General features: G+C 42.1%; 23 protein-coding genes and 1 pseudogene. 12 read left to right on the top strand and 12 right to left on the bottom strand.

The window, feature by feature from the left end:
- The first annotated feature begins 50 nt into the window (after positions 1-50).
- The 3 genes and pseudogenes from AC04Q6_RS03460 (at position 51) to AC04Q6_RS03450 (ending at position 3,462) form a co-directional block, all read left to right on the top strand.
- Positions 51-1,283 carry an MYG1 family protein gene (locus AC04Q6_RS03460; protein ID WP_118070025.1) on the top strand — a complete coding sequence of 411 codons (1,233 nt, stop codon included), beginning with the start codon at positions 51-53 and terminating at the stop codon, positions 1,281-1,283.
- Positions 1,284-1,344: 61 nt separating this feature from the next.
- A complete protein-coding gene (locus tag AC04Q6_RS03455; protein ID WP_021978019.1) occupies positions 1,345-1,575 on the top strand; it encodes a hypothetical protein in 231 nt (76 codons plus the stop codon).
- Between the two features lie 211 nt (positions 1,576-1,786).
- Positions 1,787-3,462: pseudogene (locus tag AC04Q6_RS03450) on the top strand (alpha-amylase family glycosyl hydrolase).
- 475 nt (positions 3,463-3,937) lie between these two features.
- Here the strand turns inward: AC04Q6_RS03450 and AC04Q6_RS03445 are convergent.
- A complete protein-coding gene (locus AC04Q6_RS03445; protein WP_242996980.1) occupies positions 3,938-5,320 on the bottom strand; it encodes a citrate/2-methylcitrate synthase in 1,383 nt (460 codons plus the stop codon).
- Between the two features lie 246 nt (positions 5,321-5,566).
- On the opposite strand from AC04Q6_RS03445, the gene AC04Q6_RS03440 reads away from it, so the two are divergent.
- The 9 genes from AC04Q6_RS03440 to AC04Q6_RS03400 all read left to right on the top strand — a co-directional run bounded on the left by AC04Q6_RS03440 (position 5,567) and on the right by AC04Q6_RS03400 (position 13,046).
- Positions 5,567-6,895 carry a uracil-xanthine permease family protein gene (locus AC04Q6_RS03440; protein WP_118070031.1) on the top strand — a complete coding sequence of 443 codons (1,329 nt, stop codon included), beginning with the start codon at positions 5,567-5,569 and terminating at the stop codon, positions 6,893-6,895.
- 10 nt (positions 6,896-6,905) lie between these two features.
- A complete protein-coding gene (locus tag AC04Q6_RS03435) occupies positions 6,906-7,577 on the top strand; it encodes a response regulator transcription factor (protein ID WP_118063850.1) in 672 nt (223 codons plus the stop codon).
- Entirely contained in the window at positions 7,574-8,584 is a 1,011-nt protein-coding gene (locus tag AC04Q6_RS03430; protein WP_021978024.1) for a HAMP domain-containing sensor histidine kinase, read from the top strand. The genes AC04Q6_RS03435 and AC04Q6_RS03430 overlap by 4 nt, the downstream gene beginning before the upstream one ends.
- Before the next feature lie 199 nt (positions 8,585-8,783).
- Complete coding sequence (locus AC04Q6_RS03425; RefSeq protein ID WP_118070032.1) at positions 8,784-9,410, top strand: GNAT family N-acetyltransferase; 627 nt, start codon at positions 8,784-8,786, stop codon at positions 9,408-9,410.
- Positions 9,411-9,447: 37 nt separating this feature from the next.
- Entirely contained in the window at positions 9,448-10,320 is an 873-nt protein-coding gene (locus AC04Q6_RS03420; protein WP_118070034.1) for a DegV family protein, read from the top strand.
- 174 nt (positions 10,321-10,494) lie between these two features.
- A complete protein-coding gene (locus AC04Q6_RS03415) occupies positions 10,495-10,842 on the top strand; it encodes a hypothetical protein (RefSeq protein ID WP_021978027.1) in 348 nt (115 codons plus the stop codon).
- Between the two features lie 4 nt (positions 10,843-10,846).
- Positions 10,847-11,434 (top strand): class IV adenylate cyclase, encoded by a 588-nt coding sequence (gene cyaB / locus AC04Q6_RS03410; protein ID WP_118070036.1) that lies wholly within the window; start codon positions 10,847-10,849, stop codon positions 11,432-11,434.
- A gap of 369 nt (positions 11,435-11,803) precedes the next feature.
- Positions 11,804-12,634 (top strand): rhamnulose-1-phosphate aldolase, encoded by an 831-nt coding sequence (gene rhaD / locus AC04Q6_RS03405; RefSeq protein WP_118070038.1) that lies wholly within the window; start codon positions 11,804-11,806, stop codon positions 12,632-12,634.
- Between the two features lie 154 nt (positions 12,635-12,788).
- Positions 12,789-13,046, top strand: a complete 258-nt coding sequence (locus AC04Q6_RS03400; RefSeq protein WP_021978030.1) for a hypothetical protein — start codon at positions 12,789-12,791, stop codon at positions 13,044-13,046.
- A gap of 193 nt (positions 13,047-13,239) precedes the next feature.
- Here the strand turns inward: AC04Q6_RS03400 and AC04Q6_RS03395 are convergent, their stop codons facing one another.
- The 11 genes from AC04Q6_RS03395 to AC04Q6_RS03345 form a co-directional block, all read right to left on the bottom strand.
- Positions 13,240-14,301: a tyrosine-type recombinase/integrase gene (locus AC04Q6_RS03395; RefSeq protein WP_021978031.1), complete on the bottom strand. Its 1,062-nt coding sequence runs from the start codon at positions 14,299-14,301 to the stop codon at positions 13,240-13,242.
- A 268-nt stretch (positions 14,302-14,569) separates the two neighbouring features.
- On the bottom strand, positions 14,570-15,019 hold the full coding sequence (dtd, locus tag AC04Q6_RS03390; protein ID WP_118063858.1) for a D-aminoacyl-tRNA deacylase: 450 nt from the start codon (positions 15,017-15,019) through the stop codon (positions 14,570-14,572).
- Entirely contained in the window at positions 15,016-16,443 is a 1,428-nt protein-coding gene (locus AC04Q6_RS03385) for an AI-2E family transporter (protein ID WP_021978033.1), read from the bottom strand. The genes dtd and AC04Q6_RS03385 overlap by 4 nt, the downstream gene beginning before the upstream one ends.
- A gap of 169 nt (positions 16,444-16,612) precedes the next feature.
- On the bottom strand, positions 16,613-17,254 hold the full coding sequence (locus tag AC04Q6_RS03380) for a cytidylate kinase-like family protein (RefSeq protein WP_021978034.1): 642 nt from the start codon (positions 17,252-17,254) through the stop codon (positions 16,613-16,615).
- Positions 17,255-17,356: 102 nt separating this feature from the next.
- Positions 17,357-18,271 carry an RluA family pseudouridine synthase gene (locus AC04Q6_RS03375; protein WP_021978035.1) on the bottom strand — a complete coding sequence of 305 codons (915 nt, stop codon included), beginning with the start codon at positions 18,269-18,271 and terminating at the stop codon, positions 17,357-17,359.
- A 47-nt stretch (positions 18,272-18,318) separates the two neighbouring features.
- Positions 18,319-18,855 (bottom strand): signal peptidase II, encoded by a 537-nt coding sequence (gene lspA / locus AC04Q6_RS03370; RefSeq protein WP_021978036.1) that lies wholly within the window; start codon positions 18,853-18,855, stop codon positions 18,319-18,321.
- Entirely contained in the window at positions 18,852-19,943 is a 1,092-nt protein-coding gene (gene aroB / locus AC04Q6_RS03365; protein WP_476389522.1) for a 3-dehydroquinate synthase, read from the bottom strand. The genes lspA and aroB overlap by 4 nt, the downstream gene beginning before the upstream one ends.
- A 19-nt stretch (positions 19,944-19,962) precedes the next feature.
- Positions 19,963-20,433, bottom strand: coding sequence for a YlmH/Sll1252 family protein (locus tag AC04Q6_RS03360; RefSeq protein WP_476389521.1), 471 nt, complete (start codon positions 20,431-20,433; stop codon positions 19,963-19,965).
- Positions 20,387-20,716, bottom strand: a complete 330-nt coding sequence (locus tag AC04Q6_RS03355; protein WP_476389520.1) for a hypothetical protein — start codon at positions 20,714-20,716, stop codon at positions 20,387-20,389. The genes AC04Q6_RS03360 and AC04Q6_RS03355 overlap by 47 nt, the downstream gene beginning before the upstream one ends.
- Before the next feature lie 4 nt (positions 20,717-20,720).
- Positions 20,721-21,380, bottom strand: a complete 660-nt coding sequence (locus AC04Q6_RS03350) for a cell division protein SepF (RefSeq protein ID WP_021978039.1) — start codon at positions 21,378-21,380, stop codon at positions 20,721-20,723.
- Between the two features lie 24 nt (positions 21,381-21,404).
- The gene (locus tag AC04Q6_RS03345; RefSeq protein ID WP_021978040.1) at positions 21,405-22,097 is read right to left on the bottom strand and encodes a YggS family pyridoxal phosphate-dependent enzyme; all 693 of its coding nucleotides are present in this window, start codon (positions 22,095-22,097) and stop codon (positions 21,405-21,407) included.
- Positions 22,098-22,106 lie beyond the last annotated feature (9 nt).

The raw sequence follows: 22,106 nt of genomic DNA, 5'->3' as shown, positions 1-22,106 counted from the left end.
CATTTCTGTGGTATACTGAATGGCAGAATAAACATACAGGAGCGTTTCTTATGAATCATTTACTGGAAAAAATCAAACAGAAAAATGCATCCGCATTTACCCACAGCGGAAAATTTCATGCAGACGATGTTTTTTCTGCCGCACTGCTTTTATATCTGAATCCTGAGATCACCATCGCACGTGGAAACATTGTTCCGGAAAATTATGAAGGTCTTGTTTTTGATATTGGAAGAGGGCAGTATGACCACCACCAGAAAGACAGCCGTATCCGTGACAACGGCGTTCCCTATGCGGCATTTGGTCTTCTCTGGGAAAAACTCGGGCCGGAAATCCTCGGTGAGGAGCTGGCACAGAAATTCGATGAATCCTTTGTCCAGCCATTGGATATCAATGACAATACCGGTGAAAAAAACGAACTTGCCACGCTCATCGGCAATTTTAATCCTGGATGGGATTCCAAAGGCAGCAATGACGAGGCATTTTTCCAGGCAGTCAGTGTCGCCGGCATGATCCTGGAAAATAAATTTGAGCGTTACCTTGGAAATGAGCGTGCGGACAGACGGGTGGAAGAAGTTCTTGCAGAACACACCGAAGCCCTGGCTTCCGGTGAAACTCCGGCAGAAAATACCAATATCCTGGTACTTCCGGAATTTATTCCCTGCCAGAAGCGCCTTTCCGAAACCAATATCGCTTTTGTGATCTTTCCATCCAACCGGGGCGGCTATTGTATCCAGCCACAGAAAAAAGAATATTCCATGAATTATAAATGCAGCTTTCCTTCTTCCTGGCTGGGCCTGGAAGGAGAGGAGCTGGCTTCGGTAACCGGCCTTGAAAGTGCGATCTTCTGCCATAAAGGCGGTTTTCTCATGACCTGTGGAACTCTTGAGGATTCCATTCTTGCCTGCCGGAGCAGTCTTGCTGCTTTTCATGAGGAAGCTGTGATCGTAAGCCTTGGTGGAAATGATACGACTGACATGCTGCTTCAGAATCTTCCGGAGCTTCCTTCTGCCAGGATCGTGCATCTGCCGGTTCCTCAGCTTCCGGAACTGACTCTGAACGGGATCTACGGAGAACTATCCATGGAAAAAGCAGAATGGAAAAGCCATATAAAAGACCAGCTGAAAGAAATCCTCCGATACAGGCCGGAGGCAGTTTTCGCAGACAATGCCATGTTTTCTCTGTACCCGATCGTCCATGCACTGCGAAAAAAACATATTCCTGTCCTTACAGTAATAGAAAAAGACGGCCAGAAGCTTCTGGTGCGAATCCCATCTGGTTCATAAAATCTGTCAAGCGAAGCAGATATATTTATATTGCATATTCATACAGAAAGAAGGCATATTTATGCGCGAAGAAAAATTTAAAATGGAAAGGCAGGGACTGATCCAGGTAGGAGATAAAGTGAAAATCTCCGAATTTCTCTCTGCTACAAACTACAGCTACATTATTGAGCCTGCAGTAGCCATGTCCGGCTGCTATAGAAACGCAGACCGTATCAAGTCCAAAGAAGGGATTATAAAAAGCATTGAGCATACACCGCGTGGCTTTATTGTTACTGCAGAATTTGACGAATAAGCATACTGCTGATCAGATATCTGCCCCCTTTCAGGGTACATGCCTGATTCGGTTATGATCCGGCAGTTGACAATCTGCCGGATTTTCTGCGAAAAAAACGTCTAATTGTTTCTGGATTATTTTGCAAAAATCTGGTATTATAAAGAAGATATTTGTGTAATTTCTCTAATTATCAGGAAATTACAAATTTTTAGAACAGAGGTGTAATATTATGAGCTGGTACAACGAAGCAACCTTCTACCATATTTATCCACTTGGACTTACAGGCGCTCCTAAAGAAAATGATTACGGAACTCCTGTACATCGACTGAACACACTGCTGCCGTGGATCGACCACATTAAGGAAATCGGATGTACTGCCTTATATATAGGTCCGCTTTTTGAGAGTGTAGGACATGGCTATGAGACAACCGACTATAAAAAACTGGACTCCCGTCTGGGAACCAACGAAGACCTTACAAATTTTGTAAAAGCCTGCCATGATAAAGGGATCCGTGTGATCTTTGACGGTGTATTCAACCACACAGGCCGTGATTTCTTTGCTTTCAAGGATATCCAGAAAAACCGGGAGAATTCTCCTTACGTAAACTGGTACTGTAATGTAAATTTCGGCGGTAACACAGAATACAACGACGGATTCTCCTATGAGAACTGGGGCGGTTACAACCTTCTGGTGAAATTAAACCAGCGTAACCCGGAAGTTCAGAACTATATCTGTGATGTGATCCGTTTCTGGGTTTCCGAGTTTGATATTGACGGAATCCGTCTGGACGCCGCTGATGTCCTGGATTTTGATTTTATGCGTGTTCTCCGTCATACAGCAGATGAAGTCAAAAAGGATTTCTGGTTGATGGGTGAAGTCATCCACGGAGATTACAGCCGCTGGGTAAACGGACAGACCCTTCACAGCGTAACCAACTACGCCCTTCATAAAGCTCTTTACAGCGGACACAATGATCACAACTATTTTGAGATTGCCCACACAGTAAAATATCTTCAGAATATGGGAGATCTGGATCTTTATAATTTTGTGGACAACCATGATGTGGAGAGGATCCATACCAAACTTCAGAATAAGGCACATTTTGCACCGGTACATGTGCTTCTTTATACTTTGCCTGGTGTTCCAAGTATTTATTATGGATCTGAATTCGGAATTGATGGAAAAAAGAGAAATTTTCCGATGCAAGTTTAAGACCGGCACTTGATCTGAAGGATTATGCAGATGCCGTTACCAAAAATCCATGCACAGCTCTGATCGCTGCTTTAGGTAAAGTCCGTCAGGGTACGCCTGCTTTAAGTTACGGAAGCTATTCGGAGCTTGCTCTTACCAACCGGCAGTTTGCTTTTGCCAGGGATCTGGATGGGGTACGCGTGATCGTTACCGTTAATAATGATGACAGTGAGGCGGAGATGAATCTTCCAACCGGAAGCGCAGATGAATATGTTGGCGCTCTTACAGGTAAAAAAGTACGGGTAGAGTACGGAAGGATCCGTGTCAGTATTGCTGCAAACAGTGGTGAGATCTGGCTTCCAGCTGGAGATATGCCGGAATATAAACCGGTTCAGGTTGAAGTTCCAGAAACTGCCGCAGCAAAAGAGAACGAAAGCAATGCGCCTGAGACAGAAGAGAATCAGGCGGCTGAAGCAGGCTCTGTAGCAGAAGCTCCATCCACTCCTGAAGCGGAAGCTTCCAGCTCACAGGAAACAGCAGCGGAGGTATCGAATCCGGATAAAACACCGGAAGAAATGACCGTAGGCGAACTCCAGGCTGCTATCCTTGCAAAAATGGCAGGAAACGGACCGGTCACAGACCAGATGAAAAAAACCGTATACGACAACATCTGGCATGATTCCCTTGTAAACTGGCTGAAGAGCTTCCGCTAAAATTCAGAACATGATTTATAAATATTTTGTAATTTTGCGCAGATCACAGAATTTTCTGCTAATTTTATTCTTATTTTTTATAAATCTGTATATTGATTTTTTGCAAAAATATAGTAAAATAAACTCAATTTAATGATGATATACAAATCAAAGGCGATCTGGTTTCATACCGGACCGCCTTTGTCTGTATATCCGATGATATTACTTCTTATGCGGATCTTTTTGATCCCAAATACAAAAACAGTGAGGTTCTTCTGGATGATTTTCGCGTAATTATCGGCCTCACTGCCAAGAGCCTTGGATACAACAAGGTCATCTGGCTGAAAGATTGGATCGATCCTGATGAGACAAATATCCACTGCATCACACAGCAGCAGCTAACATGTATACTTTGAAGCAGGAGTTGCACTTCATACAGGTAAACAAAAAATGGCGGAAGCCTTAAACTTCCGCCATTTTCGTTTATCCATATTGATTATCGTTCATCAAACGGCACAAAATCTGTATGATGTCCCACATATTTGTAAGCAGGACGGATGATCTTGTTTGCACTGATCAGTTCTTCCAGACGGTGTGCACTCCAGCCAGGCATACGCGCAATGGCAAAGATCGGAGTGAAGAGTTCTTCCGGGATACCAAGCATGGTATATACAAATCCACTGTAGAAGTCTACATTTGCACAGACATTCTTGAACAGCTTCCTGTGCTCCATGATCAGCTTGCCTGCAATACCTTCAACCTTATCGTAAAGTTTGAATTCGTCTGTCATGCCTTTCTCCTCTGCAAGAGCCTGTGCAAAACGCTTCAGGATCACTTCTCGCGGATCAGAAAGGGTATAGACTGCATGTCCCATACCATAGATCAGCCCTGCATGGTCAAAGGCTTCTTTATTCAGCACTTTCTGCAGATATTCCGTGATCTCTTCGTCACTTTCCCAGTCTTTTACATTTGCCTTCAGATCTGTGAACATATTCTGGACCTTCAGGTTGGCACCACCATGACGCGGACCCTTCAGTGATCCAATAGAAGCGGCTGTGGAAGAGTAGCTGTCTGTTCCGGAAGAAGTTACTACATGTGTGGTAAATGTAGAGTTGTTACCACCGCCATGCTCTGCATGAAGCACAAGTGCGATATCAAGAACCTTGGCCTCAAGCTCTGTATACTTGCCGTCCGGACGAAGCATCAGCAGGATATTCTCTGCAAGGGAAAGTCCCTTCTGCGGATTACGAATAAAGAGTGTTTCATCTTTTCGGAAATGGCGGTATGCGTGATAGGAGTAAACCGCGATCTCAGGAAGCTTGGCAATCAGCTCCAGAGACTGGCGGAGCACATTCTCTACGGAAATATTCTCCGGATTATCATCATATGTATAAAGAGCAAGTACGCAGCGCTCCATGGCATTCATAATGTTGGCATTGGTTCCCTTCATGACAACATCACGTACAAAACGTCCTCCCAGATCTTCCATATCAGAGAGAAGTTCCAGGAACCTGGACAGCTCATCTTTACTTGGAAGTTTACCGAAGATCAGAAGATAGATCGTTTCCTCAAAGCCAAAACGTCTGTCCTTCAGACCGTTTACGATATCCTGTACATTGATTCCCTGATAATACAGTTCACCGTCTGCCGGAATACGTCTGCCATTGACCAGCTTATATCCGGTAACATCAGAAATTTCAGTAAGACCGGTAAGTACACCTTTACCTGCAGAATCACGAAGGCCTCTTTTTACATCATATTCCACATAGAGATTGGGATCAATGTGGTGATGCTTCAGCAGCTCCTGCTCAAAGAATTTCATTCTGCCTTTCAGCTGTTCGGAGTCCTCCAGACTCATCATTTCATGCTTTTTTTCCATAATCTTTTCCTCGTTTCCCCATTGTATATTAAAAAACACTGATACAGTTAAGATTGGTTACATCTTCGTAATCAGTGTTCGGGTATGGCATACATTTGTGTTTACCTGATTAATAATTCTACAGTAAAAATTCCGAAAATGCAAGAGGGTATTTTATTTTTTCGTGCATACCTCTGGTTTCTGCAACAAAGCTATGTTATGATTGTTCCGTAACTTTTTCTATAATAGAAGGGAGAATTTAAAAGAATGCAAAGCAGCATCAACAACATTTATCAGCTGGAGGGAAGAGTCCCTGTCGCAAAAGCGATCCCATTTGGACTTCAGCACATCCTTGCCATGTTTGTGTCAAACCTGACACCGATCACGCTGATCGCAGCCTCAGCCCAGCCTGCTCTTACCCAGGCACAGATCGCAATCCTGCTCCAGAATGCCATGTTTGTGGCAGGAATCGCTACGCTGATCCAGCTTTACCCCATATGGAAGATCGGTTCCAGACTTCCGGTTGTAATGGGAGTCAGTTTTACCTTTGTCACTGTTTTAAGTACGGTTGCAGCCAATTACGGTTATCCTGCCGTGATCGGCGCAGTTATGATCGGCGGTATCATGGAAGGAACCCTTGGCCTCCTTGCAAAATACTGGCGGAAGATCATCACACCGGTAGTTGCCGCTTCTGTCGTAACCTCTATTGGATTTTCACTGTTTACCGTAGGTGCCAGATCTTTTGGCGGCGGGTACAATGAAGATTTCGGCTCTGCGCAGAACCTGCTTCTTGGTACTATCACACTTGCTGTGTGTCTTCTCTGGAATGTACTCAGCAAAGGATATCTGAAACAGTTATCTGTGCTTGCCGGCCTGGTAGTCGGATACATCATTGCCATTTTTATGGGAAAAGTCGACCTTGGTTCCATCTTATCCGGAGGCCTTATTTCCCTTCCTCATCTGCTTCCTGTAAAACCGGAATTTCATGCAGGAGCCATTGTTTCCACCTGCATTATCTTCCTGGTATCTGCGGCGGAGACCATCGGCGATACTTCCGCACTTGTTTCTTCCGGACTGGACCGTGAGATCACTGGAAAAGAAATTTCCGGTTCTCTTGCCTGTGATGGTTATGCTTCCACGATCTCTTCCCTGTTCGGATGTCCTCCGGTAACATCCTTCTCACAGAATGTAGGACTGGTTGCTATGACGAAAGTCGTAAATCGTTTTACCATTATGACAGGAGCTGTATGTATGATCCTGGCCGGACTGCTGCCACCCATCGGAAACTTTTTCGCTTCACTTCCGGATTCTGTTGTGGGCGGATGTACCATTATGATGTTCGGTTCCATTCTAACATCTGGTGTACAGATGATCGCTTCCTGCGGTTTTTCCCAGCGGAACATTACCATTGTTTCTCTTTCCCTGGCCGTGGGAATTGGATTTACCACAGCAAGTGAAAGCGGGATCTGGGATATTTTCCCATCTATCATACAGTCTGTTTTTGCGGAAAATGTAGTTGCTGTTGTGTTTATCATATCTATTGTTTTAAGCTGTATCCTTCCTGAAAACATGGATATTGAAAAGATCAAAGAATAGGGATGTAAAAATGTTTAAAATTCTCATTGCGGAAGATGACCGGGAACTTCGCCAGCTTTTCCAGCATGTCCTGCTGAAAAACGGTTATACGGTAAAAGGGGTTTCCGACGGACAGGAAGCACTGAATGCCCTGGAAAAAGACTATTATGATCTGATCATCTCGGATATTATGATGCCAAACATGGACGGCTATGAACTGGTCCGTTCGCTCAGAGATGCCGGAGATTCCATTCCTGTACTTATGGTTACCGCCAAAGATGCTTTTGATGATATGCGTATGGGATTTCTGTCCGGTACGGATGATTATATGATAAAACCAGTTAATATCAATGAACTGGTTTTGCGGGTGGGTGCCCTTCTTCGTAGAGCACAGATGATCAATGAGCGGAAACAGCGGATCGGGGATACCATCCTGGAGTGCGATTCCCTGACGGTATCCACCTCCTCGGAAAATATGGTTCTTCCTCAGAAGGAGTTCATGCTTTTGTATAAAATGGTATCCTTTCCGGGAAAGATTTTTACCAGGCAACAGCTTATGGATGATATCTGGGGATATGATTCCGCAAGTGATGCCCATACTGTGGATGTCCACATCGGAAGGCTTCGGGAACGTTTCCGCGATAATCCGGATTTTAAGATCGTGACGATCCGTGGAGTTGGATATAAGGTGGTAAAAGCATGAAAAAGAAACCTTTCGAAAATTTAAGCATCCGCATACGTTTTATACTTATGATCATGCTGGAGCTTATCTGTGTATCTCTGATATCCTGGATTGTTATGGATGTACTGCATATTTCAGATGTTCCGTACATTGTATGGATCATCCTGGCCAGTGTGATCGCAGGGGGCGTTCTCAACAATTTCCTCAGTATCCGGTATTTTGGCCCTGTATTAAAGCTGGAAAAAGCCATGCAGCAGGTAGCAGAGGGAGATTTCTCCGTCCGACTAAAAACCGGAAAACATCTGAAGGAAATCCAGGACATTTATTCCAATTTTAATCTGATGGTCCAGGAACTGGAAGCAACGGAAATTCTGCAGACAGATTTCGTTTCCAATGTTTCCCACGAATTTAAAACACCCATCAGTGCCATTGAGGGATATGCAACTCTTTTGCAGGATAGTGACATGCCTATATCAGAAGAGCAGGAACAGTACATAGACAAAATCCTTTTTAATACCGGAAGGCTTTCACACCTGGCTGGAAATATCCTGCTATTGTCCAAAATTGAGCATCAGGCGATCCAGACCCGCCAGAACTGGTACCGCCTGGATGAGCAGATCCGGCAGTCCATTGTTATGCTGGAACCGAAATGGTCCGAAAAAGAGCTCGAATTTGATGTGGACATGGTAGATGTGGAGTATCTGGGAAATGAGAATCTCATCTGCCATGTATGGGACAATCTGCTTTCCAATGCCATCAAATTCAGTCCCTGTGGTGGTACGATCTATATCCGGATGATGCCGGAAGGGGAAAAGATCCGTTTTTCCATAGAAAACGAAGGGCCCCAGATCCGTGAAGACTCCATGAAACATATTTTTGACAAATTTTACCAATGCGACAGTTCCCATAAACAGGAGGGGAACGGTCTTGGACTTGCCCTTGTAAAACAGATCCTGAATCTGTGCAAGGGAACGATCTCTGTAGAAAATATTCCCGGAAGTGGCTGCCGTTTTACTGTTATACTGTAAAATAAATACTTTATTATATCTTGAAAATGAAAACAACGGACATCTTATTTTTACTACAATGAGGTGTTTCCGTTGTTTTTTATTTTGCACAAATTTTTTTATAAACTTCAACAATTGTTGAGAAACAGTTGATATTTGGTTGCAGATCATCTTTTAAAGTATAAGATAGTTATTTATAAAAAAACAGGAGATGTGAAATATGTTATTAAAAAAAGAACCTGCCTACAGGAAGGCAGAAAAGGAAGATTTTCCACTGATCCGGGAATTTATCCGGAGAAATTATAAAGACCGCTGGGAATTTGAGGAAGCACATACAGAAAAACGCCTGACCAGACTTTTGTTTTATACTTATATGATTTCCAGAGACAGTATTACCGTGGCAACCTACCGCGATCAGGTAGTTGGAGTGCTTATAACCGGCAAAGGATCCAAGGTCCGTTTTGCTCCGGTTTTTCGTCTGAAAAAAGGCTATCATTTCCTGCGCCTGAAACTTACCAGAGAAGGCCGCAAGAATCTGGAACATTTCAACAAACTTCAGGATATGAAAAAACAATTGACCATTTCCAGCGAAAACTCCGCTTCCCCAAATATCCTCTTTCTTTATGTGAGCAAAGATTATCGCAGAAACGGAATCGGTACCGGGCTTCTTAAACAGATTTTAGCAGAAAAAAATACCGATTGTTCTATATATATGGACCAGCTGGATCACAGAGCGTTTATGGAAAGCCATGGTTTCATAAAGAAAAACGAGGTTTCCCAGATGCGGGAGCTGAACAAAAAACGCTTCCGGGAAAGCGTAGCTCTTTATCAGAAGAAAACCCATTGAGAAATGCATTTATGAATTACACAGGAGAAAATATGATATGAGAAAAATTGGAATTATGGCTGACAGCCACAGCGGTATTTTAAAAAAGGAAGCAGAGGAACTGGATATTCATGTTCTTCCCATGCCTTTTTATCTGAACGGAGAACTTTTTCAGGAAGACTTAAATTTTTCCAGAAAAGGATTTTATGAAAAACTCCGTGATGGAGCAGATGTCTCAACTTCACAGCCTTCCCCTCAGGAGGTTATGGAAATGTGGGACGAAATGCTTTCATCTTATGAGCAGATCCTCTACATTCCGTTAAGCAGCAGTTTAAGTGGTTCCTGCATGACTGCTTCTGCCTTGTCGCAGGAACCAAAATACGATAATAAAGTGTTTGTGGTAGATAACGGACGGGTTTCCACACCTCTTCACCGCTCTATTCTGGATGCAATAGACCTGGTGGAAGATGGATATACAGCACAGCAGATCAAGGATATCCTGGAGGCTTCCCGTGAAAAAACCGTGATCTATGTTGGCTTAAGTACGCTGGAATATCTGAAAAAAGGAGGACGCATCAATGCCACCACAGCACTGGCCGCAAATCTTCTCAATATCAAACCGGTTATGAAATTTGGGACCGGTAAGCTGGATATTTTTCAGAAATGCAGAGGCATAAAGAAATCGAGAAAAGCCATGCTCGATGCCATGCACAACGAACTGGAAACAACTTTCAAAAAAGAATATGAGGCCGGAAAAATATATCTTATGGCTGCATCCAGCAGTACTTCGGAAGTTACCGCAGACTGGATCTCACAGATCCGGGAAAGCTTTCCGGGAATGGATGTGATGTGTGATGATCTTTCCCTTGGTCTTTCCTGCCATATTGGTCCGGACGGGCTGGGGATCGGATGCTCCTGCATGCCATTATAAAAAACGTTTCAATATTTTCTGCAAATAATCCAGAGTTGTGGTATGATATTGTTATAAATACATAACAGAAAGATTTTATCTGTTACTATAGCAATTCCAGCAATTCATGTTTTGTACAGTTCAACCTGATACAATCATTTCCGGGAATGCTATAATCAGAAGGGAGAAATTACCATGGCAAAAACAATCAAAGAATTAACACAGGATCTTCTTCAGGCACCCTCTGCATGCAAAGAAGTAAAAGAAGCGGCACAGAATTATCTGGATGCGGCAGGAACTGAGAAAGAAGCAGATGCGGCAACTGCTTACGTAAAAGAACTGGAAGCAGATATCATGCCCATCGACGGACTGATCTCTTTTGCAGGTTCTGACATGGGTGCTCAGGTATTTGGCGCAGATGGCGCAAAAAAGATCCTGGCTCACGCTGAGGAGATCAAAGCTGCAGGTGCAAAATACTGTGACTGCCCGGCATGTGCAGCCTGCGAAGCACTTCTGAACAAAAAATCTGAAATTCTGAAGTAATAGCATGGATCAGTTTGAAATTGAGGTCAAGCTTCCATTAAAGAATCTTAAGGAAACTCTGAAACTTCTGACAGATCAGGGATTTCATGAGACAGCAGAAATCAGGGAAGAAGATACCTATTTTAACAGCATCTACCATGATGTGAAAAAACGTGATGAAGCACTGCGAATCCGAACAAGCACAGACTGCAGATCCGGTATTTCCAAAACTCAGATTAATTTTAAAGGTCCAAAACTGGATAAAGTCTCCATGTCCCGAATGGAACTGGAAACAGAAGTATCCGATACAGAAGTGCTTAAAAATATTCTCATCCATCTGGATTTTTCTCCTGTAGCGTCGGTTATAAAACTGCGAAAATACCTGAAATGCGGCAGATTTACCGCCTGTCTGGATCAGGTAGAGGGACTTGGAGACTTTCTGGAGCTTGAAGTGATCGCAGAGCAGGAAAGCGAACGGGAAGAAATTTTATCCAGGATGGAAGATCTTCTTGCCATATTGGGATATCACATGTCAGATACTGTACAGACTTCTTATCTCAGTATGCTTCAGAAAAAGGCTGCACATACAGAAGCAGATGGATATCTTGCCTGATTCGGTTAAACTGGCAGGAATATTTTCGTATAAGTATTTAAGCTACAGAATACGAAAATGTTCCTGCTTTTTCTTTTCTTACAATATTATAAATTCCACATTATAAAACAACATCAAACCACATTCAAATCACATGATATTTCCATTGATTGTTTGCTTTTTTGTTGCTTTATGTTTACTTTTATGTGGTTTGTTGAATGCTTACAATGTTTTTTGTGTTGTGAGTGTGGATTTGTTGACATTTTTTCAAAAAAGGTCTTTACAAATCCACATCATCGGTCGTATAATAAAGCCACAAACAACAAGAAACAATATAAAAAGATTGAAATCTCAACAACAAACCACATATAAACACGGAGGGAATATAATATGAAAATTCTTGAATCTAAATTTGTACAGGGCTTTATCAAAATGGCGGATGATGGATATCAGCAGGGATGGCATGAGAGAAACGGCGGAAACTTAAGCTATCGTCTGAAAGCAGAAGAAGTGGAGATGATCCGTCCACGACTGAACGCCCCAGGAGAGTGGATCCCTATTGGTGTTGAAGTTCCGGGGCTTGCAGGAGAGTTTTTCCTGGTAACCGGAAGCGGCAAATATTTCCGTAATATTATCGTTGACCCGGAAGTATGTCTTGCGATCATCGAGCTTGACGAAACAGGAACAAATTACCGTATTCGCTGGGGACTGGTGGAAGGTGGCCGTCCGACCAGTGAGCTTCCAACTCATCTGATGAACCATGAAGTAAAGAAAAAACTTACCAACGGAAAACATCGTGTTATTTACCATGCACATACTACCAATACCATTGCACTTACCTTTGTTCTTCCTCTGGATGACAAAGTATTCACCCGTGAACTCTGGGAATCTGCAACGGAGTGTCCGGTAGTATTCCCGGATGGTGTTGGTGTCATCGGATGGATGGTTCCAGGCGGAAGAGATATCGCTGTCAAAACCGCAGAACTGATGAAAAAATATGACGTCGTCATCTGGGCACATCATGGAATGTTCTGCTCCGGCGAGGACTTTGACCTGACCTTCGGCCTTCTTCATACTGTTGAAAAATCCGCAGAGATTCTGGTTAAGATCTTATCCATGGCTCCACAGAAACTGCAGACTATCACACCGAATGATTTCCGTGCCCTTGCAAAAGATTTCAAAGTAACTCTGCCGGAAGAATTCCTTTACGAGAAGAAATAAGATCCTTCATATGATACAAATTATACAGCCTGTATTTCTCTGAAAATTTATCGGAAACAACCAAATATTTGCTGATTTTTGCTGATAAATCTGGTATGATAAAAACATATCTGGTTTATCAGCAAATTAATTTCAGAAAGGATATGGATAAAGTATGGAAGAATTATATAAAGCGATCGAGGAGAAGATCAAGGAAAGCGGATACCCGCGAAAGATTTCCGGAGAAGAGGTTTACGATGACATCTGTGATCAGATTGACGGAAAGGAAAACGGAAGTTATGTGCTGCTTTCCAAGTTTGATGATGATGTGATCTTTGAATATCATATCACGATCATGGACAGCGAGTTTAATCTGGGTGTTCTTACCATGCGTACTCCAGAAGGCGTATTTGAAACGGATTTTGATAAATAATATTCTATATCTGTTTTAATAGTGGATATAAAACGTATATAAATATAGAGGCGTTCGATTTACATAACGTATATTATGTGAACCAACCACCTCTATATTATTATTTACACCCATACATCTCAGGATACGTCAAGCGGATATTCGCAATCCGCTTCGCTACTTGCTCATAACCAAATAATTGCTACGCAGCTTATCAGTCCTCACGAAGCCGTACAGCCTTGGCCGCCTGACGCCGCCTGGCATCGTCCAGAGCCGCATAATGCTTCTTGGTAGTATTGACATCCTTATGTCCAAGAACATCCGCTACAAGATAAATATCGCCGGTTTCCTGATAAAGCGCTGTGCCATATGTACTTCGCAGCTTGTGAGGCGTGATCTTTTTGGTAGTTGTGATCTCTCTGGCATATTTTTTCACCAGATTCTCGATAGCCTGGACACCGATCCGGCGACGCTGGGTAGAATAGAAGAGTGCATGCTCATGGCCGGCCAGAGGTGTAATATTTTCCCGCACTTCCAGATATTTTTTCAGAGCTTTTTCTACCTCCGGACCAAAATAAACGACCATCTCATTTCCACCTTTTCGTGTGACCTTGATCCCGTTATTTTTGAAATCCACATCCTCAACATCCAGTCCGACACATTCAGACACACGAATTCCCGTACCAAGGAGAAGAGTAACAATAGCAAGATCTCTGTCCTTTGTCTTTTCATAATACATACGTTTCTGACCAGTCAGAGTATCCCCACAATGTTCAATATAATCAAGAAGCAGAGCGACTTCATCTGTATCCAGGCGGATGATACTTTTGTCATGGATCTTGGGAACATCAATAAGAACTGACGGATTCGTGGTGATCATTTCGTGCTTATAATAATAAGCATAAAAACTCCGCAGCGCAGAAATTTTACGTTTGACACCGCGTTCGCCGTTTGTTTCGGTTTTGGAAGAGTCCGCGGATTTATAAACCTTCAGATATTCTTCATATTCCTCAAGATCAACAGCCTTGATCTGGTCCAGGACATCCACCGTGAAATCCTTCATTGTTTTATCTTTAAACATTGGATTCTGATCTAATAAAAACTGAAAAAATATGCGGATATCGTACGCATAGGAAATTCTGGTCTTGGTCGTTGTGGTTGCATCAATAGCACGAAAATAATCCCGGCAAAATGGAGGAAGCGTTTTCAAAACTTCTCGAAGCTTTAAAACATTGTCAATGTCATTTTGTTCGTGGTAAGTAATTTTATTCTCCATAAAAACTCCTTTATAATAATTGTCACAAACCTATTTTATATTATCACAAAAACAACCATATTTCCAGAAAACCAGGAACAGATTGGGATAACCAGAAATCCCTCATAAGAAGTAGTTACTCACTCATCTATATCTATACGACAAACCCGAGTTTTTCAAATAGATGGGTAGTATAAACAGCTACTTCCTGCAAAATTGCCTGTTTTTGATAAATTTTCAAGTAAATAAAGTGCCTCCTTATGGAAGCACTTTTTATTATTATTTGTCGTTACCCTCTGAGGTTTTCATCAAAAATAACGGTAAACGGTCCGTCATTTTCCAGAGATACTTTCATATCTGCACCAAAAATTCCGTGTTCCACAACCGGAACCTGTTTACTGGCTTCTGAAATAATATATTCATATAATTTATTTGCTTCATCTGGCGCACCGGCTTCTATGAAACTTGGACGATTTCCCTTACGGCAGTTTGCATATAAAGTAAACTGTGAAACCAAAAGCAATTCCCCGTTTACATCTGCCAGGGATAAATTGGTCTTTCCATTTTCATCCTCAAAAATACGAAGTCCCAGAAGTTTTTTCAAATACCAGTCTGCATCTTCCCTGGTATCCCCACGGCCAACGCCGATCAGAACAAGAAATCCTTTTCCAATTTTTCCAACTGTTTCTCCATCTACTTTAACTTCTGCATGATTTACACGCTGAATTACAAATTTCATCGTTTATTCTTCCTCCGTCTGTTTTTCTGTTTCAGTCGAAAACCTATATATTTTGCCTGGACAAACTTGGCCAAAAATGCAAACATTCGTTTGATTTCGTTCCATGCTCCGGTCCACACTCTGTGTTTTTCTGCTTTTATTGCAACTGCCTGCATTTTTGCTTTTGTTGCAGATTCTTTTACCGGCATGGGCAACGCTTTTCCGGAAACGGGATCTACACAGTCAATATCTTTATAAAACTCAGCATCTGCAGACATCTCTTTTTCATCAAGGCTACGTCCGATCAGCTTCCATACAGCCGCATTCAGAACCGCAAAAACCGGAACGCCGACAATCATTCCCGGAACTCCGAATAAACCACCGCCAACCATAATTGCAACAATGACCATGAAACTGGACAATCCGGTAGATTCCCCCAAAATCTTAGGTCCAAGAATATTTCCATCAAACTGCTGAAGAACCAGAATAAAGATCAGGAAATACAGACTCTGAATCGGATCTACCAGCAAAATAAGAAGAATACACGGAATCGCTCCAAGATATGGTCCAAAAAACGGGATAACGTTTGTCACGCCAACGATCACACTGACCAGAATCGCATATGGCGTTCCAATGATGGATGTTCCCACATAACACAATACACCGATAATTGCAGAATCCAGGATCTTGCCACTGATAAATCCGCCAAAAGTCTTATGCGTAAAACGCATGGAATGAACAAGAAAAGTCGCCCATTTGGCCGGTAGAACCGCATAGGTAGCCATTTTGGCCTTTGCAACAAATCCCTCTTTATCTGCCAGGATATAAAGTGATACAATCGCTCCAATAAGGAAATTCTTCAAAAAAACAAGAAGATCCAGAAAACTCGCAGATATGTTTTTCATCATGGACTGCATCTGAGGAAGGATCGTATTTGTCAGATATTCCTGCAATCTGCTGGAATACTGGTTGATCTGGCTGATCATATCCGGATTCAGCTTCCAGCCCTTTTCCACAACGGAATTCAGCCAGTTCTCCACAACATTTACATAATGAGGAAAACTGTAGATGATATTCATGATACTTCGGATCAACTGCGGAAGGATCATCATGACAAGGGCATAAATGATCAGGAACATAAAAAACACAGAAAGAATTACACAGATCCAGCGTACTACTTTTCTGCCCTTTTTCTGAAGGGTTTTGTGTCTTTTTTCAAAAATAGGAAAAATAATCTTCCGCTCCAGAAAATTAACAATGGGGGTTAACAGATATGCTATGGCGGCTCCATAAATGATCGGCGCCATAATGCTGAAAAATGTTTTAATTCCGGTAACCAGGGATTTCATATGGAAAATCCCGTAATAAAATAAAATACTGGCAGCAATGACCAGAAATGCAGTCACACCTAACTGCACGTAGCGATGATTCCAACGAATTTTCATAGTAATTTCCTCCACCATGTGATTATAACATAGCATCTCCGGTTTGTGTCTAAAAAAAGCATAAACATTCTCTCTCAAAACTCATAAGGATGAATTCTGTCTGTATTTTTTCGCTGATACCGAAAACACCCTGCCATAAAATGGCAGGGTGCCTATAAAAATCTGACGTTTATTTTTTCAGGCTGTCATAAATGTGAATGGCTTCAATAATGGCCTTTGCAGTTCCATCAATACCAAGCTTGCTGCTGTCCAGACAAAGATTATAGCTGTCGGCAGATCCCCATTTCTTATTGGTGTAATAATTATAGTAACTGGAACGGCTCTTGTCTGTTTTGTTGATCATGTCTTTGGCTTCTTTGGCGTTCTTATTGTATTTCTGGGAAATACGGTTGATACGCCAGTCAAGATTTGCATGGACAAATACGCTGAAACAATCCGGATTATCTGCAAGTGCATAATCTGCACATCTGCCTACCATTACACAGGGGCCTTCTGAAGCAAGCTTCTTGATCGCCTCAAACTGTGCAAGAAAAATCTTATGGTTCATAGGCATATCTGTAAACCCTGCGGATGAATATCCAAAAGAATACGTATCCATTACAAGAGAATAAAGAAAACTGTTTGTAGGTTTCTCATCATGATGCTCAAACAGTTCCTTACAGATTCCACTATCATTGGCTGCGTGCTCCAGCAGCTCTTTATCATAGCATTTAATTCCAAAATACTTAGCAACTTCCTGGCCGATCTGTCTTCCGGCACTACCATATTTACGACCAATTGTAATAATAGAACTTGTTGTATTGTTACTCATAACAGCCACATCCTTTCTGCTTCGATTCAGCAAATTCATAAATATGAACTTCGCTTCCTCTTTAATACAGCTATTATACACTATATTTCACAAGTTTTCCAGTTATTTTCGCAATTTTGACAGCAATTTAACAAAATATTCCGGAAGTGGAGCTGTAAATTCCATATATTCACAGGTACGTGGATGAACAAACCCAAGAATCATTGCATGAAGAGCCTGTCCCTCCAGATGATAGGGATTTTTTGAAGACCCATATACCGTATCTCCCAGAAGTGGATGTCCGATGCTGGCCATATGCACGCGGATCTGATGGGTACGCCCTGTTTCTAGCCGGCATTCCACATAGGTTGCCTGTCCAAAACGTTCCAGTACTTTGTAATGTGTTACCGCATCTTTCCCATTTTTGTAATTGATGGCCATTTTTTTACGATCTGTTGGATGACGTCCGATAGGACCTTCTATGGTTCCCTCGTCCTCTTTCAGATTTCCCTGTACAACTGCACGATAACGTCTCCGGATACTGTGGCATTTCAGCTGTTCTGCCAGATCCCGGTGGGCCGTATCGTTCTTGCACACCAGAAGCGCACCGGTAGTATCTTTATCAATTCTGTGGACAATTCCAGGTCTCATCACCCCGTTGATCCCGGAAAGGCTGTCACCACAATGGGCCATAACCGCATTTACCAGTGTTCCCTGATAATGCCCGGCAGCAGGATGTACCACCATTCCTTTGGGCTTATTAACGATCAGCACATCTTCATCCTCATAAAGAATATCCAGCGGAATATCCTCCGGAACAATATCCGGTTCACTGGAATCCGGAATCTCCAGATGAATTCTGTCGTTTTCCCTGACCTTATAATTGGATTTGGCAGCCTTATCCCCAACTGTAATCTGTCCATCTTTCAGAAGTTTCTGAATGAACGACCTGGAAAGACCGCTGTCTTTTTCTGCAAGATAGCGGTCGATTCGTATACCTGATTCTTCTTTTTCTACTGTATAATCGTATATTTCCATTTTATATCTCCTGCAAAATCAGATGAATCCATCATCCTCTGACCAAATCACCGTTTAATATTCAGAAATGAAAAATCATCATCTCTGTATTTGGTACACACAAACAGAATCAGAAAAATCCCACTTGCAACCACATAAATATCTGCCAGATTAAACACCGGAAAATCAATCAGGGAGAAATAGATAAAATCAATCACATATCCTCTGAAAAAACGATCAATAAAATTTCCCAGAGCACCGGCAGCAAGTACGGTAGCAATCGTAAGTAACGGCAGATAAAAACGCTCTTTTGGAATACGGATCCATGCATAGAGAATCACTCCCAGAAACAGCACACTTACAATTGCAAAGAAAAGTACACTTCCCTGAAACATTCCAAAAGCAATTCCCCTGTTTTCCGGATAAAGATAATGAAGTTCAAGTACACCGGGAATCAGCGAAATCGACAGTTGCCCTTTCAGATACAGATATGACAGCCATTTCGCCACCTGATCTGCGGCTACAAGTAAGATCATCAGGAAAATATCCCCTGCCAGACATTTGCCAGGAGACATTTTCTGATGATGGTTAACACGGCTGATCATAAAGTTATCTCCTGAATACAGGATAACAGTTCTTCATCGGTAACTGTTTTGTCAATAAAACTTTTTCCGATGCCGTCCATCAGGATAAACTTAATATGACCCTGTTCCATTTTTTTATCTTTCTTTGTTGCCAAAAGAACTTCTTCCGGAATAAGGCCATCTACATGTACAGGAAGACCATAGTCCGCACATCCCTGACGAATTTCCTGATATTCTTCTTCTGTCAAAAGTCCTCGTTTCATGGAAAGATACGCCGCAGCTACCAGTCCGGCTCCCACACACTGCCCATGAAGCAAGGTGAAATTCTTGAGTTTTTCTACCGCATGACCTACGGTGTGTCCCAGGTTGAGAAGTGCACGCTCTCCCTGCTCCTTTGGATCACGCTCCACAACACCAGCTTTGATCTCACAGCATTTGCGTACCATTCTGGCAATCCGTTTCATGTCCAGCTTTTTAATCTCTTTCTGCTCACGGCATACAAAACGGAAAAATTCTTCATCACAGATCAGTCCTGTTTTCAGGATCTCACCCATTCCACACGCAAACTGTTCTGCCGGCAGAGAAGAAAGAGTACTCATATTCATATAAACAAAACGTGGCTGATGAAAAGCTCCAACCATATTTTTATACTGCTGGAAATCTACTCCTGTTTTTCCACCAACGCTGCTGTCTACCTGAGCAAGTAACGTCGTTGGAACCTGAATAAAATCAATTCCTCGAAGATAAGTAGCCGCTCCAAATCCGGTAAGATCACCTACAACACCGCCACCCAGAGCAACAAGAAGACTTTTTCGATCAAGTCCGTTACTAATCAGTGCCTGATACAAGCTGGAAACGGTATCCAGATTTTTATTTTTTTCTCCGGCCTCAAAAGTAAACACGGAAATATCAGAGCTTACTTCACTTAAAGCTTTTTTTACAGGTGCTTCATACAATGGACCTACATTAGAATCTGTTACAATACAGATTTTTCTGTCCGCAAGTCCTTCTTCTCTCATAACCTGAGCCAGATTGGAAAAATCCTCTTCAAAACAGATTGGATATCTAAAATCCCCCTCACGCTTTACAAGTAATTTTGATTCAGCCATCGCGTTTTCCTCCTTGCTGTCAGATATAAAGCAGAATACGTACACCGAGACGTCCTTTTTTCGTCCGGCGGGATACTCCATCAAAAATAAAACGTCCTTTTTTTCGAACGGATATAATATCGCCTTCTTTAGGCTCATAGCCATTGGATGTAATCAGTTTTCCATTTACAAATACAAGACCTTCTTCAATACAATGTACAATACTGCTTCTTGACGTCCCAAAAGCCAGTGCGATCAATGAATCCAGACGTACAGAAGCACAGGTACCTGTAATTGGTGTCATTTTCGGCTGTGGAAATTCACCGGGGTCTTCTATCCTGGAAGCCACAACGGTGGTATGTCTTACACGGCACAGATTCTCCAGAAAAAAATCTGTCATTCTATGCAGGCAGAAGAAACTCGCCGTATGGTCTTCTATGAGAATATCACCCACAACACTTCTGTCAACGCCAAGGTTCAGTATTGCTCCAAGATAATCCCGGTGTGTCAAATCTTCCGAAAATTTTACTGCTTTGGGCTCCAGGCGGAATGCAATCAATGGGATATTCCCATGTAAAAGTAAGAGCATCAGAATGAAAGGCTACCATCTGACGCTCTGCATTTTCATATCCTCCAAAACTTTCTGCTGTTACGCCCAGCTTATGAAAATTCTGACTGTTTAAAATATTTTGTTCATTTAAATTAAGAAAATCCGTAAATGTGGTAATATCCCGCTGATATGCCATGTTTGCCAACTCACGGATTCTCTTGATAAAAAGTTCTTCTTTATCCATGGAATCAGTAACCCACTCTTACAGATGGTACAGATCCTCCAAGGATATTCTGAAGATCACCGGTAATATCCACATTGTATGGTCCAAGTACAAAAATATAGCTGGATACCTGCTGAAGACTTCCTCCAAGAGAATAACATGCTCCAGAAGTAAAATCAATGATCCTCTGAGCAAGTTCCACATCAATTCCTTCAAGATTCAGAATCACTGTAGAATTTTCAACAAGTGTATCTGCAATCTCTCTTGCCTCTTCCATAGTAGTTGGTTTAATTACACACACTTCCATATTTACTGACTGTGAGGAACGTTTACTTGTACGCATAGGTGTGATCTTAGACGAAGGCGCTGGTCTGGAAACACGTTCCTGTTTTACAGGAGCTTTGGCAGCAGCTGTTTTTGCACTTACTTTTGGAGCAGAAACCTTCATCGGTTCTTCCTCCGGCTCATCGTCCAGAAAATCGTCTTCCTCTTCTACATTCTTTTTCTTGGAAAACTTCTCAAAGAATTTCTTCTTTGGCTTCTCTTCCATATCATCGTCATCATCGAGGAAATCGTCATCATCATAATCGTCCTCATCCTCAAGAATACTATCATCCAATAATTCGTCATCGTCATAATCGTCGTTCAGTTTGATGGCATCTAAAAATTTATCTAAAACGCCCATTTTAAATCTCCAATCTTATTAGTCTTATATTGCGTAATTTCTTGCACCGAAAATACCGGTACCTACACGCACCATTGTAGCGCCCTCCTGCACGGCGACCATATAATCTCCGGTCATTCCCATACTCAGAACACTCATAGTAACATTATTAATGTTTTTAGCTGCAATGTCAACACTTAATTTCTTGAGTTCACGGAAAATTTCACGATTTTCCTCAGCATTTTCTACATAAGGAGCAATTGTCATAAGACCTTTGATCTGTATATGTGGAAAACTTGCAATCTGTTCAATAAACGGCAAAACTTCTTCCGGCTTTAATCCAAATTTGCTCTCTTCCTGAGCTACATTTACTTCTATAAGAATCGGTACGACTACATCCTTTTTCTCTGCCTCTTTTTCTATGGTTTCAGCCAGTCGAAGAGAATCTACAGAATGAATCATCGCAACCTTATCCACAATATATTTTACTTTGTTACGCTGCAGATGTCCGATCATATGCCACTGAACATCCGCCGGCATCTGATCATATTTATCCACAATCTCCTGTACTTTATTTTCTCCGAAAACGCGTGCACCTGCAGCATAAGCCTCCTGAAGCATTTCCACTGGCTTTGTCTTGCTGACGGCAATAAGTGTAACCTCTCCAGGATCTCTATTTACTTTCTTACAGGATTCTTCAATATTTTTCTGTACCTGTACTAAATTTTCCGCTACCATAGCCGAAAG

This window comes from Blautia sp. HA9023, assembly GCF_056504095.1.
This window is presented reverse-complemented; position numbering and strand designations above follow the sequence as displayed.

What these genes read in the sequence shown, in the direction of transcription:
- AC04Q6_RS03460 (WP_118070025.1), top strand. Translation starts at nt 51, where the DNA reads ATGAATCATTTACTGGAAAAAATCAAACAGAAAAATGCATCCGCATTT.
- AC04Q6_RS03455 (WP_021978019.1), top strand. Translation starts at nt 1,345, where the DNA reads ATGCGCGAAGAAAAATTTAAAATGGAAAGGCAGGGACTGATCCAGGTA.
- AC04Q6_RS03445 (WP_242996980.1), bottom strand. Translation starts at nt 5,320, where the DNA reads ATGGAAAAAAAGCATGAAATGATGAGTCTGGAGGACTCCGAACAGCTG.
- AC04Q6_RS03440 (WP_118070031.1), top strand. Translation starts at nt 5,567, where the DNA reads ATGCAAAGCAGCATCAACAACATTTATCAGCTGGAGGGAAGAGTCCCT.
- AC04Q6_RS03435 (WP_118063850.1), top strand. Translation starts at nt 6,906, where the DNA reads ATGTTTAAAATTCTCATTGCGGAAGATGACCGGGAACTTCGCCAGCTT.
- AC04Q6_RS03430 (WP_021978024.1), top strand. Translation starts at nt 7,574, where the DNA reads ATGAAAAAGAAACCTTTCGAAAATTTAAGCATCCGCATACGTTTTATA.
- AC04Q6_RS03425 (WP_118070032.1), top strand. Translation starts at nt 8,784, where the DNA reads ATGTTATTAAAAAAAGAACCTGCCTACAGGAAGGCAGAAAAGGAAGAT.
- AC04Q6_RS03420 (WP_118070034.1), top strand. Translation starts at nt 9,448, where the DNA reads ATGAGAAAAATTGGAATTATGGCTGACAGCCACAGCGGTATTTTAAAA.
- AC04Q6_RS03415 (WP_021978027.1), top strand. Translation starts at nt 10,495, where the DNA reads ATGGCAAAAACAATCAAAGAATTAACACAGGATCTTCTTCAGGCACCC.
- cyaB (WP_118070036.1), top strand. Translation starts at nt 10,847, where the DNA reads ATGGATCAGTTTGAAATTGAGGTCAAGCTTCCATTAAAGAATCTTAAG.
- rhaD (WP_118070038.1), top strand. Translation starts at nt 11,804, where the DNA reads ATGAAAATTCTTGAATCTAAATTTGTACAGGGCTTTATCAAAATGGCG.
- AC04Q6_RS03400 (WP_021978030.1), top strand. Translation starts at nt 12,789, where the DNA reads ATGGAAGAATTATATAAAGCGATCGAGGAGAAGATCAAGGAAAGCGGA.
- AC04Q6_RS03395 (WP_021978031.1), bottom strand. Translation starts at nt 14,301, where the DNA reads ATGGAGAATAAAATTACTTACCACGAACAAAATGACATTGACAATGTT.
- dtd (WP_118063858.1), bottom strand. Translation starts at nt 15,019, where the DNA reads ATGAAATTTGTAATTCAGCGTGTAAATCATGCAGAAGTTAAAGTAGAT.
- AC04Q6_RS03385 (WP_021978033.1), bottom strand. Translation starts at nt 16,443, where the DNA reads ATGAAAATTCGTTGGAATCATCGCTACGTGCAGTTAGGTGTGACTGCA.
- AC04Q6_RS03380 (WP_021978034.1), bottom strand. Translation starts at nt 17,254, where the DNA reads ATGAGTAACAATACAACAAGTTCTATTATTACAATTGGTCGTAAATAT.
- AC04Q6_RS03375 (WP_021978035.1), bottom strand. Translation starts at nt 18,271, where the DNA reads ATGGAAATATACGATTATACAGTAGAAAAAGAAGAATCAGGTATACGA.
- lspA (WP_021978036.1), bottom strand. Translation starts at nt 18,855, where the DNA reads ATGATCAGCCGTGTTAACCATCATCAGAAAATGTCTCCTGGCAAATGT.
- aroB (WP_476389522.1), bottom strand. Translation starts at nt 19,943, where the DNA reads ATGGCTGAATCAAAATTACTTGTAAAGCGTGAGGGGGATTTTAGATAT.
- AC04Q6_RS03355 (WP_476389520.1), bottom strand. Translation starts at nt 20,716, where the DNA reads ATGGATAAAGAAGAACTTTTTATCAAGAGAATCCGTGAGTTGGCAAAC.
- AC04Q6_RS03350 (WP_021978039.1), bottom strand. Translation starts at nt 21,380, where the DNA reads ATGGGCGTTTTAGATAAATTTTTAGATGCCATCAAACTGAACGACGAT.
- AC04Q6_RS03345 (WP_021978040.1), bottom strand. Translation starts at nt 22,097, where the DNA reads ATGGTAGCGGAAAATTTAGTACAGGTACAGAAAAATATTGAAGAATCC.